The organism is Glutamicibacter sp. 2E12, assembly GCF_050030965.1.
GTDB lineage: Bacteria > Actinomycetota > Actinomycetes > Actinomycetales > Micrococcaceae > Glutamicibacter.
In genome coordinates, this window is the sequence record NZ_CP188297.1 from 2,628,619 (window position 1) to 2,645,613 (window position 16,995).

At 62.3% G+C, this 16,995-nt stretch carries 14 protein-coding genes; 5 read left to right on the forward strand and 9 right to left on the reverse strand.

The genetic code is table 11. The features are described 5' to 3' along the window. Nucleotides 1-65 precede the first annotated feature (65 nt). The gene (locus ACP3TE_RS12275; protein WP_105657085.1) at nt 66-956 is read left to right on the forward strand and encodes a Sir2 family NAD-dependent protein deacetylase; all 891 of its coding nucleotides are present in this window, start codon (nt 66-68) and stop codon (nt 954-956) included. 245 nt (nt 957-1,201) lie between these two features. Here ACP3TE_RS12275 and purM read toward each other — a convergent pair whose 3' ends face one another. The 4 genes from purM to ACP3TE_RS12295 form a co-directional block, all read right to left on the reverse strand. Further along, nucleotides 1,202-2,344 carry a phosphoribosylformylglycinamidine cyclo-ligase gene (gene purM, locus ACP3TE_RS12280; RefSeq protein ID WP_332485915.1) on the reverse strand — a complete coding sequence of 381 codons (1,143 nt, stop codon included), beginning with the start codon at nt 2,342-2,344 and terminating at the stop codon, nt 1,202-1,204. Between the two features lie 79 nt (nt 2,345-2,423). Further along, on the reverse strand, nt 2,424-3,947 hold the full coding sequence (gene purF / locus ACP3TE_RS12285) for an amidophosphoribosyltransferase (RefSeq protein WP_105656990.1): 1,524 nt from the start codon (nt 3,945-3,947) through the stop codon (nt 2,424-2,426). Nucleotides 3,948-4,052: 105 nt separating this feature from the next. Beyond that, on the reverse strand, nt 4,053-4,379 hold the full coding sequence (locus ACP3TE_RS12290) for a hypothetical protein (protein WP_426733736.1): 327 nt from the start codon (nt 4,377-4,379) through the stop codon (nt 4,053-4,055). 4 nt (nt 4,380-4,383) lie between these two features. Then, nucleotides 4,384-4,764, reverse strand: a complete 381-nt coding sequence (locus ACP3TE_RS12295) for a sterol carrier family protein (protein WP_105656988.1) — start codon at nt 4,762-4,764, stop codon at nt 4,384-4,386. 302 nt (nt 4,765-5,066) lie between these two features. Between ACP3TE_RS12295 and purD the strand changes: the two genes are divergently transcribed. Both purD and ACP3TE_RS12305 read left to right on the forward strand, forming a co-directional pair. Further along, nucleotides 5,067-6,353, forward strand: coding sequence for a phosphoribosylamine--glycine ligase (purD, locus tag ACP3TE_RS12300; RefSeq protein WP_426733738.1), 1,287 nt, complete (start codon nt 5,067-5,069; stop codon nt 6,351-6,353). Nucleotides 6,354-6,368: 15 nt separating this feature from the next. Then, nucleotides 6,369-7,274 (forward strand): phosphoribosylaminoimidazolesuccinocarboxamide synthase, encoded by a 906-nt coding sequence (locus tag ACP3TE_RS12305; RefSeq protein WP_332498200.1) that lies wholly within the window; start codon nt 6,369-6,371, stop codon nt 7,272-7,274. 85 nt (nt 7,275-7,359) lie between these two features. On the opposite strand, the gene ACP3TE_RS12310 is transcribed toward ACP3TE_RS12305, so the two are convergent. From ACP3TE_RS12310 to ACP3TE_RS12325, 4 genes are all read right to left on the reverse strand, one after another. Then, nucleotides 7,360-9,168 (reverse strand): ABC transporter ATP-binding protein, encoded by a 1,809-nt coding sequence (locus ACP3TE_RS12310; protein WP_400341982.1) that lies wholly within the window; start codon nt 9,166-9,168, stop codon nt 7,360-7,362. After that, nucleotides 9,165-10,988: an ABC transporter ATP-binding protein gene (locus ACP3TE_RS12315; RefSeq protein WP_426733741.1), complete on the reverse strand. Its 1,824-nt coding sequence runs from the start codon at nt 10,986-10,988 to the stop codon at nt 9,165-9,167. The genes ACP3TE_RS12310 and ACP3TE_RS12315 overlap by 4 nt, the downstream gene beginning before the upstream one ends. Before the next feature lie 174 nt (nt 10,989-11,162). Beyond that, nucleotides 11,163-12,116: a metallophosphoesterase gene (locus ACP3TE_RS12320; RefSeq protein ID WP_105656984.1), complete on the reverse strand. Its 954-nt coding sequence runs from the start codon at nt 12,114-12,116 to the stop codon at nt 11,163-11,165. Between the two features lie 119 nt (nt 12,117-12,235). Then, the gene (locus ACP3TE_RS12325; protein ID WP_105656983.1) at nt 12,236-14,536 is read right to left on the reverse strand and encodes a transglycosylase domain-containing protein; all 2,301 of its coding nucleotides are present in this window, start codon (nt 14,534-14,536) and stop codon (nt 12,236-12,238) included. A 225-nt stretch (nt 14,537-14,761) separates the two neighbouring features. Between ACP3TE_RS12325 and ACP3TE_RS12330 the strand changes: the two genes are divergently transcribed. Together ACP3TE_RS12330 and ACP3TE_RS12335 are read left to right on the forward strand one after the other, a co-directional pair. Beyond that, complete coding sequence (locus tag ACP3TE_RS12330) at nt 14,762-15,238, forward strand: RidA family protein (protein WP_426733744.1); 477 nt, start codon at nt 14,762-14,764, stop codon at nt 15,236-15,238. Nucleotides 15,239-15,299: 61 nt separating this feature from the next. After that, nucleotides 15,300-16,214, forward strand: a complete 915-nt coding sequence (locus tag ACP3TE_RS12335) for an NUDIX hydrolase (protein WP_105656981.1) — start codon at nt 15,300-15,302, stop codon at nt 16,212-16,214. A 68-nt stretch (nt 16,215-16,282) separates the two neighbouring features. Here the strand turns inward: ACP3TE_RS12335 and ACP3TE_RS12340 are convergent, their stop codons facing one another. After that, on the reverse strand, nt 16,283-16,960 hold the full coding sequence (locus ACP3TE_RS12340; RefSeq protein ID WP_022874282.1) for a Crp/Fnr family transcriptional regulator: 678 nt from the start codon (nt 16,958-16,960) through the stop codon (nt 16,283-16,285). Nucleotides 16,961-16,995 lie beyond the last annotated feature (35 nt).

Genomic DNA, 16,995 nt, shown 5'->3' on the forward strand with positions numbered 1-16,995 from the left:
GGCCTTTGTCGTGCCCAGTAATTGTTAGGTGGAACGTGAGCACTCCAGAAGAGCTATCCATCCAGATGGCGCATCATTCGGCCATCCGGTCGATGCAGCGCATTGTCGAGCAGCAGGCACCTGAATCCCCGGAAGCTGAAGCGCGTGCCGGGGTGCGCCAAATGCTTTCCGCTGGCGGGGTCCTGGTGGTCACCGGAGCCGGTGTTTCTACCGATTCCGGAATCCCCGACTACCGGGGACCCAACGGTTCATTGCAGCGCCACAGGCCGATGACCTATCAAGAATTCCGATTCCGTCCTGAAGCCCGGCAGCGCTATTGGGCCCGTGGCTACGTCGGCTGGCGCCATATGGACAAAGCCGAGCCTAACCACATTCACCAGCGCTTGGTGCAGTGGGAAGAGCACGGGAAAATCAGTGGAATCATTACGCAGAACGTTGACGGGCTGCACCAGCAGGCCGGATCCAAACGGGTCATTCCGGTCCATGGCGACTTGTCGATCGTCCGCTGCCTGGACTGCGGGTACAGCGAGAACCGCAATGACTTTGATCTGCGCCTGCAGGCGGCCAACGAAGGCTATTTGGAAGCCGTGGAAATCGACCCCAGCGCGGTGAACCCCGATGGGGATGTGGAGCTGCCCCAGTATCTGGTTGACCGGTTCAACATGGTGGCCTGCTTGAGCTGCGGCTCGCTGGCCCTGAAGCCTGATGTGGTGTATTTCGGCGAGAACGTTCCGGTTGAACGCAAGGAACGCATTGCGGCACTGGAAGCGGAATCCACATCGCTCTTGGTGCTGGGCTCCTCCCTTGCAGTGATGAGCGGGTACAAGATCCTGTTGAACTTCGTCAAGCGGGATTTGCCGGTGGCGCTGATTACCAACGGCCACGTCCGCGGTGAACAAAAAGCAACCTGGCGCTGGCGTGTGCCTTTGGAGCACGCCCTGAAACAACTGGACTAGCAGGCCGGTATTTCGTCCCGCAAGGGACACCAATGAAGCGTGCCAAATGCTGCTCTGGGCACTCAGCCCGGCAGGAAGCTCGCACTGGTGCAGCACCACCGGCAGCATTGCCTGGCGCCTGGAAGCCGGGCAAGAGGGCTCCGGTCAACCCTGCATCCCCATTCGCATGGCGATGGCGTTAAAGAACCGATGCGCCGCACTGGGATCAGTGCGGCGCATCGGCAAGGAAGCGGATCCTGCGAGTACTACTTGGCGTAGTTGCCGGTCAGCAGCACTGCGCCGCCGTCAACGCCCTTGGCTCCCTGGACGTAGTCCAGTCCGGCATCGGCTGCCGCTGGATCGATATTCTCGACGCCGCCCATGACCCAAGCTCCCATGCCAGCCTTGTTCAGCAGCTCTACGGCACGATCAGCTACAGCTGGATCAACAACAGCAACCATGCCCACACCCAGGTTCAGGGTGCGCTCAAGGTCAGGCTGTGGCACGTTGCCCAGCTGGGCGATGGTGGAGAAGACTGCTGGCAGGGACCAGGTCGAACGGTCCACACGGGCCATCAGGCCCTGGGGCAGCACGCGAGCCAGGTTGGCAGCCAGGCCGCCACCGGTGACGTGGCTGAAGCCGTGCACGCCGAAGTTCTCGCCGTCGTTCAGCTCGCCCACCAGATCCAGGCAAGCGGTGGTGTAGATGCGGGTCGGAACCAGCAGTTCCTCGCCCAGGGTCTTGCCGAACTCTGCAACTTCGCGTTCCAGCTCCCACTTGGCGTGGGCGATGACGCGGCGCACCAGCGAGTAGCCGTTGGAGTGGATGCCCGAGGACGCCATGCCGATGACGACGTCGCCGGCCCGCACGCGCTCCGGGCCCAGCAGCTGGTCAGCTTCGATGACACCGGTAGCAGCACCGGCAACATCGTATTCGTCCTCGGCCAGCAGGCCCGGGTGCTCCGCAGTTTCGCCGCCAACCAGCGCGGTGCCGGCCAGCTTGCAGCCTTCCGCGATGCCGCGCACGATATCCGCGATGCGCTCCGGGACGACCTTGCCGGTGGCGATGTAGTCGGTCATGAACAGCGGCTTGGCGCCCACCACGACAATATCGTCGACCACCATGCCGACCAGGTCCTGGCCGATGGTGTCGTGGATGTCCAGCTTCTGGGCGATGGCAACCTTGGTGCCCACCCCGTCGGTGGAGGTAGCCAGGTACGGCTTCTTGTAACCGGTCAGGAACGATACATCGAAGAGCCCGGCGAAGCCGCCGACCCCTCCGACAACGCCCGCGGTGTGGGTTGCCTTGATCGCGCCCTTCATCAACTCAACGGCACGGTCACCGGCCTCAACGTCAACGCCGGCACCGGCATAGGTGATGGAAGTTGGCTGCTGATCATTGCCGCTCATGGCAGTCGGTTCCTTTTCTGTTCTGGGCGCCGCATTTCCGGCGCCCTTTGCAACGAGATGGTTGGGATCGTGGAGGGGATTAGCTGTTGGTTTCGAACTCGGCATCAGGACCTGGCTCGCAGCCGCCCTGGTTGCTGCGCTCCAGCAGGTTCTTGCCGCGGCGCTCCTCGTTCGGCAAGGCGATCGGGTACTCGCCGGTGAAGCACGCGGTGCACAGGCGCTCGCGCGGCTGGCGGGTCGCTTCGATCATGCCGTCTTCGGAAATGTAGGCCAAGGAGTCCGCGCCGATGGAGGTCGCGATCTCAGCCACGGCAGCGCCGTTGGCGATCAGCTCGGCACGCGAGGCGAAGTCGATGCCGTAGAAGCAAGGCCACTTGACCGGAGGCGAGGAGATCTTCACATGCACCTCGGCGGCACCGGCCTCGCGCAGCATGCGCACCACCGCGCGCTGGGTGTTGCCGCGGACGATCGAATCATCCACCACCACGACGCGCTTGCCGCGCAGCACGGTTTCCAGCGCATTGAGCTTGAGCTTGATGCCCAGCTGGCGCAGGGTCTGCGATGGCTGGATGAAGGTACGGCCCACGTAGGCGTTCTTCACGAAGCCGTGGGTGAATGGAATGCCCGATTCCTCGGCGTAGCCGATGGCGGCCGGGGTGCCGGACTCCGGAACCGGGATCACGATGTCCGCGTCCGCGCTGTTCTCGCGGGCCAGCTGGCGGCCCATTTCCACGCGGGATTCGTAGACCGAGCGGCCGGCAATGGCAGCATCGGGACGAGCCAGGTAGACGTACTCGAAGACGCAGCCCTTGGGGGTGGCTTCGGCGAAGCGGGTGGAACGCACGCCGTTCTCGTCGATGGCGATCATTTCGCCGGGTTCGATTTCGCGGATGAACGAGGCGCCAACGGTAGCCAGTGCAGGCTGCTCCGAAGCAACAACCCAGCCTCGGTCCAGCCGGCCCAGGACCAGGGGGCGAACACCATGCGGGTCGCGGGCTGCGTAGAGGGTGTCCTCGTTCATGAAGACGAAGCAGAAGGCGCCTTCGATCTTCGGCAGCAGCTCCAGCGCGGTTTCTTCCAGCGACTGGCCTTCGGAACCGGCCAGCAAGGCGGTGACCAAGGCGGTGTCGGTGGTGTTGCCCTGGGCGAGTTCGCCGCGGACCTTGCCGCCTTCGGCCTGCTGCTTGGCGGAGACCATATCGGCCAGATCAGCGGAGTTGGTCAGATTGCCGTTGTGGGCCAGGGCGACGGTACCGGCCTGGGTCGGGCCCAAGGTCGGCTGCGCATTGGCCCAGTGGCTGGCACCGGTGGTCGAGTAGCGGCAGTGGCCGATAGCCAGCTGGCCGGCCATGGAGTTCAGCGTATTCTCGTCGAACACCTGGGAGACCAGGCCCATGTCCTTGTAGACGTTGATACGCGCACCGTCGCTCGTGGCAATACCAGCGGATTCCTGTCCGCGGTGCTGCAGGGCATACAGGCCGTAATAGGTGAGTTTTGCGACCTCTTCGCCAGGAGCCCAAACGCCAAAAACGCCGCATTCATCCTGCGGCCCCTTTTCGTTTGGAAGCAGGTCGTGATTTAAGAATCCATCGCCACGCGCCATGTTGGTTATTCTCTCATGTTCCAGTTGGTCGACACCGACCAAAAATGTGGTGGGTGGCGGCCAGGTGCGCGGCCGCCTGCTCTTCTAATTCAGGAGAAAAGCTGCCTAGCCTTGTAGTCCGCTGGAGTCAGTGCCCTCGGCCAGAGGAACTGCCAGATGCTTGGTGGTTTTGCGTGAGGTCACGCGATCAACAATCACATACGCCAATGCGCCGATGCCTACGCCCAGGCCTGCACCGAATATGGCGAAGAATCCGGACGCCGAGGTGCGGGTGTAATCCTGCGATGGTTCGCCAAGCAGGCCAATGATGAGACCGGCTAGCGCGCCAAGGACCGCGAAAGTCAAAATGAACGGCCAGAACTTGGGCGACGAGTGAATATGCACTTCAACACTCTGATCGGCAGAAGACGGGGTAGCGGGGTGTTGCTCCATACCCTTAAGGGTACTCAATAAGTGGTAGGTGCGCTGACAAGTCTGCCCTAAGTCCCGAAGCATGCAATTGCCCAGTCTGCAAGGCCTCGGCCCAGCCGATACGCCCAGTAGCAAGGGAAAGCCAGAGCTCAGCAGGCATTTCGACTACATTCGGAGGTGTTCCGCGGGTGTGCCGGGGACCCGCTATGCACTGAGTCACACCGAAGGGCGGAACGCGTACCTCGACCGAGTTGCCCTCGGCGCGGGAGGCCAGCTCCTCCAGCGAAAAGCGCACCGCGGTGGCGAGCACCGGGCGGGCTATTTTTCCTTGTCCCTGCGTGGTTCCGGACCATTCGCGCAGGGCCGCTCGGCCAGCGGTTTCATCAACGCGCCGTTTGATTGCCATGGGTCGATTCCACTTTCTCTCAATGACGGAGAAACGTCATATTTGCGTGCGCTGGGCATCTACTGTGGATCTGGAAAACCGAGAAATCCAGCCATGCCAACTCTAGTTCAGCCAACGCAGCGCCGGTTGGATGCCGGCATGATGCTGTGCCGAAGACTTCCAGGGGGCGCTTTGGGCTTGCTGGCGCCGAATTCGCCCCTCGGCCCGGTGCCAGGCGGGCGGCCAGATGGACGGGGCCTGCGGCTAATGCCTGCGCGTCATAGACGCGGTTGACCCGCTGGATCTCCGGTAAACTCGACCGGGTGAAGGTACTGGTTATTGGCCCAGGCGGCCGTGAGCATGCAATTGTCCGTGCACTGAGTGCAGACCCCTACGTCAACGAAGTTCATTGCGCCCCCGGCAACGCCGGTATCGCACAGGACGTCACTACCCACGCGATCGATGCGCAGGATCCTGCCGCAGTCGTCGCGCTCGCCCGGGAACTGGGCAGCGATCTGGTGGTCGTCGGCCCCGAAGCGCCGCTGGCTTCCGGTGTTTCCGATGCGCTGATCGCAGCGCAGATCCCGGTCTTCGGCCCGACCCAGGCTGCCGCGCAGCTCGAAGCGTCCAAGGCTTTTGCCAAGAACGTCATGGCTGCCGCTGAGGTTCCCACCGCCATGGCCCATGTGGCCACCAACCGCGAGGAAGCCGCCAGCGCGCTGGATGACTTCGGTGCGCCGTACGTGGTCAAGGACGATGGCCTGGCCGCCGGCAAGGGCGTCGTGGTCACCGGCGATCGCGACGAAGCGCTGGAGCACGCAGAAGCCTGTTTTGCCGCCGGCGGAACCGTAGTGATCGAAGAATTCCTCGATGGCCCAGAAGTTTCCCTGTTTGTCATCTGCGATGGCAAGCATGCTGTTCCGCTGGCCCCGGCACAGGACTTCAAGCGCATCTTCGAAAACGACGAAGGCCCGAACACCGGTGGCATGGGTGCCTACTCGCCGCTGGAATGGCTGCCGGAGAGCTTCGTCGACGAGGTCATGGACCGCGTCGCCTACCCGACCCTGCGCGAAATGGAAAAGCGCGGCACCCCATTCACCGGCGTGCTGTACTGCGGCTTGGCGATCACCAAGCGCGGCATCCGCGTCATCGAGTTCAATGCCCGCTTCGGCGACCCGGAAACCCAGGCTGTCCTTGCCCGGCTGAAGACTCCGCTGGGCGGTGTGCTGCTGGCTGCCGCCAAGGGCCGGCTCGATGATGCCGAGCAGCTGACCTGGTCCGCGCAGACCGCAGTTGATGTGGTCATCGCCGCCGAGAACTACCCGGACACCCCGGTCAAGGGAGCGGTGATCTCCGGGCTGGAGGCAGCCAACGGAATTGACGGCGTGCACGTGATGCATGCCGGAACTTCCGCGGATGCTGAAGGGAACATCATTGTTTCCGGTGGCCGCGTACTGGCCGTGGTGGGCCTGGGCGATGACCTCGCCGCGGCCCGCGCCGCAGCGTACGCCGGGGTTGCCGAGATCAGCTGGGACGGTGCCCAGTCGCGCACCGACATTGCGTTGAAGGCCGAACGCGGCGAAATCGCCATCGCCAACGAAAGCAAGTAGAGGACTACAGAACTCATGGCAGGATTCCAGACCGAAGTGCTCGACCTAGAAGGTTGGGACCATTACTACTCGGGCAAGGTACGCGACCTGTACGTGCCTGCGGGCGCCAGCTTCGAAGGCACCGACCGTGTCCTCGTGGTGGCCTCCGACCGCATCAGCGCCTACGACTTCGTGCTGGCCAGCGAAATCCCGGACAAGGGCAAGGTGCTGACCCAGCTCAGCCTCTGGTGGTTCGAGCAGCTGGGCGACTTCGCCAACCATGTCATCTCCACCGATGTTCCAGCCGAGGTGGCCGGACGCGCGATGGTGTGCAAGAAGCTGGAGATGTACCCGATCGAGTGCATCGCCCGCGGATACCTGACCGGATCGGGCCTGGCCGAGTACAAGGCCTCGCAGACCGTGTGCGAGCTGCCACTGCCGGCAGGACTGGTGGATGGCTCGCGCCTGGAACCGGCGCTGTTCACCCCATCGGCCAAGGCCGAGGTGGGGGAGCACGACGAGAACATCTCCTTCGAGCAGACCGTGGAACGCGTTGGCGCCGAAGTTTCCGAGGCGCTGCGGGAGAAGACCGTGGCCCTGTACGAGCAGGCCGAGCAGATCGCCCGCGCGCGCGGCATCATCCTGGCCGATACCAAGGTGGAGTTCGGAGCTGATCCGGCCACCGGCGAGATCACCCTGGGCGATGAGGTGCTGACCCCGGATTCCTCGCGTTTCTGGGATGCCGAATCCTACAAGCCGGGCCAGGCGCAGGCCAGCTTCGACAAGCAGTTCGTCCGCGACTGGCTGACCTCCGCCGAATCGGGTTGGGACAAGAACTCGGGCGAAGAACCGCCTCAGCTGCCAGCCGGAATCATCGAGAAGACCCGTGCCCGCTACATCGAGGCCTACGAACGGCTCACCGGCCAGGTCTTCAGCGCCTAGGCGCAGGCGAAGAACAACCACGCACGGCAAAGCCCTCCGCTGATCGAAGTGATCTGCGGAGGGCTTTGCGCTGTCCTGGACGGGATCAGACCAGCGAGTCCTTCCACGCCTTGTGCAGGGCCGCGAAGCGCCCCTCATCGGCAATCAGCTGCGCTGGGGTGCCGTCCTCGGTGATCTTGCCATCGTGGACCACCAGCACGCGGTCCGCGATCTGCACGGTGGACAGGCGGTGCGCGATGATCAGCGCGGTGCGGTTGCCCAGCAGGGTTTGCAGTCCGCGCTGCACTGCCCGTTCCGAAGGGATATCCAGGGAGCTGGTGGCCTCATCAAGGATCAGCACCGCAGGATCGGCAAGGAAGGCGCGGGCAAAGGAAATCAGCTGGCGCTGGCCGGCCGAGACCCGTCCGCCTCGCTTGTTCACGTCGGTGCCGTAGCCCTCAGGCAGATCCAAGATGAACTCGTGGGCGCCGACCGCACGGGCGGCGTACTCGATATCCTCCGGCGAGGCGCCCGGCCGGCCCAGCGCGATGTTCTCGGCCACCGATCCGGAGAAGAGGAACGCCTCCTGGGTGACCATCACCACGTGCTGGCGCAGTTCCTTGTTCGACAGCTCGTTGATCGGCACCGAATCCAGTTCCAAGGTGCCCGAACGCAGGTCGTAGAAGCGGGCAATGAGCTTGGCCAGCGTGGACTTGCCGGCACCGGTCTGGCCTACCACGGCCACCGTTTGGCCCGCCGGGATCCGCAGGTCGAATTCCTCCATGATCACCGGGCCCTCGCCGTAGCCGAAGACCGCATCCTTGAAGACCAGCTCGCCGGCCACCTTGCGGATGGTGCGAGGGGCCGCAGGCTCGCGCACCGTCGGTTCTTCCTCCAGCAGCCCCGAAACCTTCTCCAGGGCGGCGGTGGCCGACTGCAGCGAGGAATAGAACATGGCGATCTGCTCGACTGGCTGGAACAGGCGCTTGGAGGCCAGCAGGATGGCCACCATCGCACCGACCTGCATGGTGCCGTCGATGATGCGGAATCCGCCGTAGGCGAGCAATGCCGCCACCGTCAGGTTGCCGATCAGGACCAGTCCCGGCTGCAGGACGCCGAAGAGGTTGAAGGAACGCACCGAGTTCACCCGGTACTGCTCCGCGAGATCCGAGTAGTTCGCGTCGTTGGCTTCCTCGCGGCGGAAGGCCTTGACCGCGCGGATGCCGGTCATGGTTTCCACGAAGGTGGAGATGACCTTGGCCGAGACCACGCGGGATTCGCGGTAGAGCAGCTCGGAGCGGCGCTGGTACCAGAAGAAGAGGATCGCTACCGGAAGGACGGCCACGCAGACCACCAGGCCGCTGCGCCAGTCGAGGAAGAAAATCGAGACCAGGGTGAAGACCACGAACACGCAGGAGGAGGCCAGTTCCGAGACGCCTTGATCGAGCAGCTCGCGCAGCGTTTCCAGATCGGAGGTCTGCCGGGAAATGATCCGCCCGGAGGTGTAGTTCTCGTGGAATTCGAGGCTCAGCCGCTGGGTATGGCGGAAGACCTGCTGGCGCAGATCCAGGAGCATCGCCTGGGAGATCTTCGCCGCGCTGGTGATGTACCAGGAGAGCAGCACGCCGCTGAGCACGGCGCACACGATGTATCCGGCCCCGGTCATCCCCAGGGCACCCCAGTTGCCTTCGCGCACCTGCGGCAGGGTCCAGTCGATCGAGAAGGCGATCAGCACCGGAAGCAGCACGCGTGCCGCGTTGGAGAACAGCACCAGCACCACGGTGAGGACGAAAAGCTTCTTCTGCGGCACGGCCAGCGAGGCCAGCAGCCGGAAGGAACGTTGCCGCACGACCTTGCGTTCGGCGGCAGAGAGCTTGATGGCGTCTTCATTGGCGACGCCCAGTGGCTTGCTCATCGGGAGACCTCCACGGTGGCTGGCTGGTCTTCGTCATCCAGGCTGGCGATGACGAATCGGTAATGCTCATTGGTGCTCAACAGGTGGGCGTGGCTTCCCACCGCGTCGATGCGGCCATCGCGCAGCAGCGCCACGCGGTCGGCGAGCATCACGGTCGAGGGCCGGTGGGCCACGATCAGCGTGGTGGTTCCGGCCAGGACTTCGCGCAGCCTCTCGGTGACCAGTTCCTCGGTGCGCACATCCAGGGCGGACAGCGGATCGTCGAGGACCAGCACGCTCGGGCGCGCTGCGATGGCGCGGGCCAAGGCGATGCGCTGGCGCTGCCCGCCCGATAGCGACAGGCCTTCCTCGCCGATCAAGGTGTCTACCCCTTCGGGCAACGCGTAGGCAAACTGCACCTGGGCGACGTCCAGGGCTTCGGCGAGCAGGGCTTCGCGCTGCTGCTCATCCAGGTTTTCCGGGGCGCCGAGCAGCACGTTGCCGCGGATGGAGGTGGAGAATAAGGTGGTGTCCTCGAAAGCCACGGCGATCTCGGTTCGCAGTTCCTGGAGGTCCCAGTCCTTGACGTCCTGTCCGTGGATGAGCACCTCGCCGGAGGTCGCTTCATGCAGGCGCGGAACCAGGTTCAGCAAGGTGGACTTGCCCGAACCGGTGATGCCGACAAGGGCCATGGTTTCCCCGGGACGGATCTCCAGATTGATGTCGGCCAGGATCGGCCGGTGGGTACCGGCGGTATCCGGGTAGGCGAAGCGCACATGCTCCAGCTTCACGCTGCCATCGCGTTCTGCAGGGACCCGGGGCTGCGCGGGGGAATCGATGTCATTGATTGAATCCATGACCTCGAAGTGGCGGTCCAGCGCAGTTTTGGTGCTCAGTGTCATGCCCAGCAGCATTCCCATGCCCTCGACGGGGCCGGCGATGACCGCGGCGATGGCGAAGTAGGCCACCAGCGAGCCGACGCTCAGCGTGCCGTTGGCGACCTGGGCAATGCCGATCAGCAGGCCGATGCCCAGAATGGTTTCAGGCACCGCAACGACGGTGAGCAGGAAGCTGGCCAGCGTCTTGGCCTTGGTTATTTCGGTTTCCTGCAGGGACTTTGCCTGGGCGCTGAAGCCCGCGTAGACATGCGGCCCGCGGCCGAAGGCCTTGATGACGCGGATGCCGTGCACTGATTCTTCCACCGCGGTGGCCAGGTCCCCAGCCTGGTCCTGGCTGCGGCGGCTGGCGGCCCGGTAGTCGTTGCGGAAACGGTAGGCCTTGATGGCAATCGGGATGGATCCCAGCAGGTAGAGCAGTCCCAGGATCCATGAATGGGTGAACATCAGCACCAGCCCGGTGATGACGGTGACGGTTTCAACAACCAGCATCATCGCGCCGAACGCGAGCCAACGGCGCAACAAGGAGAGATCCGACATGGAGCGGGAGAGAAGCTGCCCCGAGCCCCAGCGTTCGTGGAACGCCACGGGCAGGCGCTGCAGGTGCTTGTAGAAGCGGATGCGCATCTGCGCTTCAAGGCCTGCTGCGGGATTCAGCACGAATTGGCGGCGCAGGAAGATCAGCAGGGCTTCGACAAGGCCCAATGCGGCAACGATGCCAACAGAGAGCCACACCTCCGAGGCTGCCCCATCACGATGCAGGACGACATTGACCAGCCAGGCGAGCACCTGGGGGATGGCCAGCGCGACAATTCCGGCGCCGAGCGCGCAGAGGAAACCGCAAAAGAGCCGGGGGAAGATCGGCTTGACGAATGGAGCAAGCCGTTTCAGTGTTGCGGAGAGCGGGACCGGATCTTTCGAACCGGCCTGTTGAGCTTGAGCCACGGTACCCCGCATTCATCCAGAAGTTTGACAGAGTTACAGACTACCGGCAGTAGTTGGGATAATTCAATCAATAGGCAACTATTGGAAAGAAGTGCTTCACATTGGAGGCAAATAATCCCCGGTCGAGCACCAAGAAGGTGCTTGACCGGGGATTACCCGAAGAAATTTCGTGGCTTAGTCGCGGGCAGCCAGGGTAACCATGATGGCTTCCGGCGGGCAGGCGAAGCGAATCGGAGCGAAGCGCGAGGTGCCCACGCCAGCGGAAACATTCAACGGAACGGTGTTGCCGTTGTATTCCCAATCGCTCAGGCCGCGGGCGCGCCACGTAGGCAGATCGCAGTTGGAGACCAATGCGCCATAGCCCGGGATGCACACCTGGCCGCCGTGGGTGTGGCCAGCGAAAATGACATCAGCCTTCGCCTCGGTGAATTGGTCAAGAACCCGCTGGTAGGGCGCGTGGGTGAGCGCAATGCGCACGTGGGGCGCCTGGCTGCTTGAGGAGGAACCACGCGGCCAGCCAGCGAAGAGGTCCCGGTCGATGTGCGGATCATCCACGCCGGTAAGATCCAGGCGCAGGCCATTGAGCACCGTGGAATGCGCACGGTTGGACATGTTGATCCAGCCGGCTCCGCCGAAGGCCCGGTGCATTTCTTCGAACGGCAACTGGTCCCGCGGGGCAGGGTTGGGAGTTCCGGTGGAAGGAGCCAAATACCTGAACGGGTTCTTCAGCTTCGGAGCGTAGTAGCAATTGGACCCGGGAACGAAGGCGCCAGGGAAAGCCATCAGCGGTTCCAGCGCCTTGATCAAAGCCGGCACGGCCTTGCGGTGGCTGAGGTTATCCCCGGTGTTGATGACAAAGTCGGGCTTCAGATCAGCCAGACCGCGCAGCCACTGGGTTTTGGCTTCCTGCCCTGGAACCATGTGGATGTCCGAAAGGTGCAGGACCTTGATGTCGCCGTATCCGCGGGGCAGGACCTTAAGCGATTCGTGGCGCAGCCCGAACTTCTGGGCCTCCAGCATGCCATAGCCCACCAGAGCTCCGCCGATGGCCAGAGCGCCGGTGGCGGCAAGGGCCGCAGTACCGCTGGCATGACGTAATGCCGAAGCGAAATTATTCTGTTCAACCATGACTTCTGTGCCATCGTCCTTTCAAGCCCGGAGGCAACTTCTGGTGGAGTTCTCCTATGCCAATCTAAACCGAAAGGCCGCGTCCAACCAAAGTTGAACGCGGCCTTTCGAATATTCAGCTAGTCATCGGACTTCTTGCCGTTGCCGTTTCCATTGCCGTTTCCGTTGCCCTTGTTATCGGAGTCGGGCTTCGGCGAGGATTCTTCCTTAGGCTTGGAATCTTCCTTCGACTCTTCCTTGTCATTGTCCTTCTCATCCGAGTCGGACTTGGAATCGTCTTCTTCCTTCGGCTTTGGCGGAGGCGGCTGGCGACGGGCCGAACCGAAGTTGTTCCGCTCGTATTCGTGCACGGCCTCCTCCATGAAGTCCACCCACAGCGGGGCGGCGAAGGTCGAGGAATCGACCATCCAAGGGGCCTTCTTGTCGTTGACCATCGCGCCGTGCATCTGGTTCTTCTCTTCGCCGGCCTTGCCCTTGAGTCGGCCGACCCAGGTGGCGGTGGAAATTCCGGTGGTGTAGCCGACGAACCAGGTCGAGGACGCGTAGTTGTTGGTACCGGTCTTGCCAGCGATTGGGCCGTCGACGCGGCCCTTGGAGACGCGGTTGGTGGCGATCTTCTTCAGGGTGCCGTTCAGATCGGCAACGTAGGTCGGGTCGATTTCCTGGGAGCAGGATTCCTTCTTGACCTTGTACTCGTTGCCGTCCTTGTCGGTCACGCTGTTGATGGCGCGTGGTTCGCAGTACTCGCCCTTGTTGGCGAATGCAGCGAATGCGGCGGCCTGCGACAACGGGGTGATTTCTGCCGAGCCGATGATGAACGAAGGGTTCGAAGGCGAGATCGGGGCAGGGCCGCCCTTGGCGCCCTGATCCAGTACGCCAAGCTTCTTGGTGTAATCGGCGATGGTGCACAGGTCGGTCTTGTAGGCCTCCTGCACGGTCGCGGTATTGATCGACCAGTACAGGCCGGTATCCACGGTCATCGAGCGGTAGAAGCCAGGCGATGCATTCTTCGGTTCCCAATTAGAACCAACAGTTGTCGTTCCTCCGGGAAGGCAAGATGCCCGCCACTTGGAGCCGGGTACGAAAACCTGCTTCTTGGCATTGATCTTGTCGTACATGCGGTTGCCTTCGGACAGCCAGCCCAAGGTGGTGTACGGCTTCATGGTAGAACCACCCTGGAACCCGCCAGCGCCACCCAGGGAACGCTCGACAGCGAAGTTGTAATAGGTGTTCTCGCCCGAGTTCTTGACTTCCGGACCGTAGGTGGTGTTCTGCGCCATGGTCAGGATCTTGCCGGTGCCCGGCTCGACCGAAACGATCGAGGAGTAAATGTCGGTATTGGACTTGGCCTTTGGATCGATAGCCTTCGCTGCGTCCTTGGCGGCCTTCTTGTTCAGCTTGCTGTTCAGGGTGGTCTTGACGGTCAAGCCGCCACGGTACAGCAGGCCTTCGCGATCTTCCTTGGTCTTGCCATAGGTGTCATCGGAAAGGATCAGATTGGTGACGTAGTCGCAGAAGTACGCATTTTCCTTGGCCGCGGTGCAACCGGAAGGGGACGTGCGCGGATCCAGTTCCAGGTCCGACTTCACCGCCTTGTCGTATTCCTTCTTGGTGATTGCACCGGTGCGGTACATGTTGCCCAGCACCTTGTTGCGGCGGTCGATGGATCGCTCAGGGTTGTTGATCGGGTTGTAGACGTTTGGCAGCTGGACCATGCCGGCAAGCATGGCCGACTGCTGCACGTTCAAGTCCTTGGCATCGGTTGAGTAGAAGTGCTGAGCGGCAGCCTGCACGCCGTACTCGCGACCCGAGAAGAGCACCAGGTTCAGGTAGCCCTCCAGGATCTGGTCCTTGGACATTTCCTTCTCGATGGCCACCGCGTACTTCAGCTCACGGATCTTATCCGAGTAGCCCTTCTGGCCGGAAACAGTGGATTCGTCCGAACCGGTGAGCACCTGGTTATTCACCAGCAGGTTGTTCACGTACTGCTGGGTCAGGGTGGAAGCACCAGAGCGGCTCGAAGAGGTGAGGTTGCCAACTACTGCACGGGCGATGCCCTTGGGGTCGATGCCCTTGTGCTCGTAGAAACGCTCATCTTCCACCGAGATGATCGCCTTGCGCATGTTCGGCGAGATGTCATCTAGCTTCACAGGCTGGCGATTTTGCTGGTAGAAGTTCGCAATGGCCTTGCCATCAGCGTCAAGGATCGTGGAAGGCTCCGGGATGGGGAGCTTTTCAAACGAGCTCGGGAGCGCGCTGACGATGTTGTTACCGGTGGTCAAACCGGTTTTTGCGATAGCTGCAATGGGCACGAGCATGCCTGCTGCGAGCACACCACACAGGGCGCTGATTCCGAAGAATGCAACGACTTTTCCCAGGGTGGTAGCGGTATCAAAAAAAGGGGACTTCTTGGCTGCCATACCCACTAGTTTACAAGGACGCGCTAACGTATCGAGTATGACTAAATGGGAATACGCCACTTTGCCGCTTTTGATTCACGCTACGAAGCAGATTTTGGACCAGTGGGGTGACGATGGCTGGGAGCTGGTAACCGTGGTTCCAGGCCCCAACGGCTCATCTCCAGTGGCCTACATGAAGCGTCCGAAAGCGTAACTAGCAACAACATTTACTGAAGGAGAAATCCCATGCAAGAAGCTACTTCCTCGCGTGTCGAGGCTCGTCTGGCCGAGCTCGGTCATGCCTTGCCAGCTGTGGCAAAGCCGGTAGCCGCCTACCTGCCAGCCGTTACCACCGGCAACTATGTCTACACCTCCGGCCAGCTTCCGCTGATTAAGGGTGAACTCACAGCCGTTGGAAAGGTTGGTGCCGAGGTTTCGGCCGAGGAGGCGAAGGCCCAGGCGCAGACCGCTGCGCTTAACTCGCTAGCCGCCATCAAGGCCGAAATTGGTGATCTAGATCGCATTAAGCGCATCGTGAAGGTTGTCGGTTTCGTGTCGTCGGCACCGGACTTCACCGGACAGCCAGGCGTCATCAACGGGGCATCGGAGTTCTTCGGCGAGGTACTCGGCGATGCAGGCTTGCACGCACGCTCGGCCGTCGGCGTTGCCGTTCTGCCGCTGGATGCACCTGTCGAGGTCGAGGTCATCGCCGAATTTGAGTAATTCAAGCCAGATTCCTGCTGCGCGGTCCCGACGGGCATTCCCGGCGGGGCCGCGCAGCGGTATGGTGCGCCGGCTCTTTGATTTGCCACCGCATCAAATTGCCACCGCCGAAAACTGGTTCTCTTTCGGTTCGCGCACGCCGCGCACCCCGCGGCGCGCGTCCTCCATCTGCCTTGTGAGGGATTCTTCCCACGGCGTGGAGACCTATCTGACTTATCGCCCCGGGGGCTCCCCACTGGGCAACGTGGCCTTTCCAGGCGGCAGCCACGAGGCGAGCGACCGTGCCACCTACCAATGGTTCGGTCCGAGCCTGTCCCAATGGTCCAAGCGCATGGACATGCTGGACCAGCAGTTGGCGCAGGCATACATCGTTTGCGCCATTCGCGAGCTTTTCGAAGAGACCGGAATCCTGCTGGCCGGCACCGATGAGCAATCCGTGGTCGAAATGACCGATGCAGAAGACTGGATGACCGCCCGCGAAGCAATCGCCGGACAGGACCTGGCCTTCGACGAATTCCTGCGCCGCCGCGGACTGGGCTTGCGCACAGACCTTTTGCGTCCGGTATCCCACTGGCTCAACCCGAACTTTGCCCTGCGCCGCTTCGACACCTGGTACTTCACTGCCACCGTGCCCAACCGCCAGGAGGCTGCCTTGCTGCGCGGCAAAGGCAAATGGGGGCGCTGGTGTGCCGCCGGGGAAATATTGGCCAAACGCAGCACCAGCGAGCTGGGGGACAGCGTTGGCCAACCCAACACAGTGAACCTCGCGCTCTCGGAGATTAGCTACCCGGCGGTGGAAATGATCCTGGAAGCCATGGCGGAGGCCAATGGAGTGGTCGCCTACCTTTCGCGGGCCCGTTCGTTGAATCTCAAGCATCCGGACCTGCTGGTGCGCGATGGCATTTACTATCTGGAAGTCCTTGGCTCCATGAGCGCTGAATCCTCCCGCCCATGGCAGACTACTGCCGGGCACTGAGAGCAGAACTTAAACAAAGCAGGCCGGGAATCCTTGAAGGATTCCCGGCCTGTTTGCATCACTGCGGTTTAGCGCGAGCGCTGGCGCAGACGCTGGATATCCAGGATCACGACGGCGCGTGCTTCCAGGCGCAGCCAGCCGCGCTGCACGAACTCGGCCAGAGCCTTGTTCACGGTTTCGCGGGAAGCACCAACGAGCTGAGCCAGCTCTTCCTGAGTCAGTTCGTGGGCAACCAGGATGCCGTCGGTAGCTGGGCGACCGAAGCGGTCAGCCAGATCCAACAGAGCCTTGGCAACACGGCCAGGAACGTCAGAGAAGACCAGATCGGCCAGGGACTCATTGGTACGACGCAGACGTGCAGCCAGAGCCTGCAGCAGCTGGATCGAGACCTCAGGGGAGTTCAAGATAGCCTTGCGCATGTTCTCGTGGCTCAGGCCCGCCAAGCGGGTCTCGGACACGGCGGTTGCAGTTGCGTTGCGTGGGTGTGGATCGAACAATGCCATCTCGCCAAACAGTTCGCCTGGGCCAAGAACAGCAATCAGGTTCTCGCGACCATCCGAAGAGGTGCGACCCAGCTTGATCTTGCCCGAAACGATGAAGTACAGACGGTCACCCTGATCGCCTTCACGGAACACCGATGCGCCGCGGGAGAGATCAACCTCGGTCAATTCTTCGGTTAGCGCGGCGAATACTTCATCACCAAGCGACGCAAACAGTGGCGCGCGACGCAGTACCTCGATATCCATTAAATCTCCTGTCAACAGTAGTAGGCGCTTACTTC